At 66.0% G+C, this 1,159-nt stretch carries 2 protein-coding genes; both read left to right on the top strand.

Going from position 1 to position 1,159, the window contains the following annotated elements; all coding sequences use genetic code 11:
• Positions 1-366 (top strand): Hsp20/alpha crystallin family protein (locus tag O9335_RS11030; RefSeq protein WP_298387887.1); only part of this gene is annotated, 366 nt, incomplete at its 5' end.
• A gap of 210 nt (positions 367-576) precedes the next feature.
• The gene (locus O9335_RS11025; protein WP_298387889.1) at positions 577-900 is read left to right on the top strand and encodes an Hsp20/alpha crystallin family protein; all 324 of its coding nucleotides are present in this window, start codon (positions 577-579) and stop codon (positions 898-900) included.
• The last annotated feature ends 259 nt before the right edge of the window (positions 901-1,159 follow it).

Here is a 1,159-nt window from a genome sequence, read left to right as displayed (position 1 = left end):
CTTGAGCTGTCTCCCAATATCCGCGGCTTCGGCCGGGGCGGCTTTCCCGCCCTGAATATCGGCGGCACGCCCCAGACGGTAGAGGTCTATGCCTTTGCCCCCGGGGTTGACCCCAAGACGCTGGAAGTCGACTTGGAGCGCGGCATGCTCACCATCGCCGGCGAGCGCAAGTCCACCTTGCCCGAGCCTGGCCAGCAGTCGACCCTGCACATCAACGAGCGCTTTGCCGGCTCGTTCCGCCGGGTGATCAGCCTGCCCGAAGACGCCGACCCCGATGCCGTGAACGCCAGCGTCAAGGACGGCCTGGTGCACATCACCATCCAGCGCCGCGCGGCCGCCCAGCCACGCCGCATCACTGTTCACTGACTGACCCCAGAGACAAGGAGACCCATCATGAACACCCAGACCCAGACCAACCCCGCAAGCACCCGCAACGCCGGCTACGGCTACGGCGGCAGCCAGCCCGTGCAAAACAATGGCCCGGCCACTGAGAGGCCGTCTTCCGCAGCGTCTTCGACCGAGGTCACCCGGCAGCCGCAGCAACGCCAGCAGCCCGCGCGCTATGCCAATGCCGCGCTGACACCGCCCGTGGACGTGGTGGAAGACAGCACCGGCATCACGCTGTATGCCGACCTGCCCGGCGTGCCCAAGGAGAACCTCAAGCTCCAGGTCGAAGCCGACACCCTGACGATTGAGGCCGAGGCCGCCATGGCCGTGCCCGACGGCCTGCAGTCCAGCCACACCGAAGTCGGGCTGGCGCGCTTTCACCGCGTCTTCAGCCTGAGCAAGGAGCTGGACACCGAGAACGTGACCGCCGAGTTGGCGCAAGGCGTGCTGACGCTGCGCATCCCCAAAGCCGCGCACGCGCAGCCGCGCCGCATCGCGATCAACGCCGGCTGATCGCGCTGGCACCCGCCCCCGATTCAACTCCCTCCTCCGCTGGGGGAGGGCGGGGGTGAGGGCCGGCGGCAGTCGCAAACCCATTTGCTATTAATTAGATAGCAATCACCCATTGCAGGGATTGGGCTACGGCCACTTTCCGCTTGAATTTTCCGGCCTTGGACGTCAGGGAAGGGCTTCTTCCTACACCCCTGCGGATTTCCATCCGATAGGTGGCGGCGCAAACCCTGGCCAAGATGGCGGGGCTTGCAATAAAACC

This window comes from Inhella sp., from assembly GCF_027532025.1.
Taxonomy (GTDB): domain Bacteria; phylum Pseudomonadota; class Gammaproteobacteria; order Burkholderiales; family Burkholderiaceae_C; genus Inhella.
Note: the sequence above shows the minus strand (reverse complement) of the source record. Positions and strands in the feature narration are given on the sequence as shown.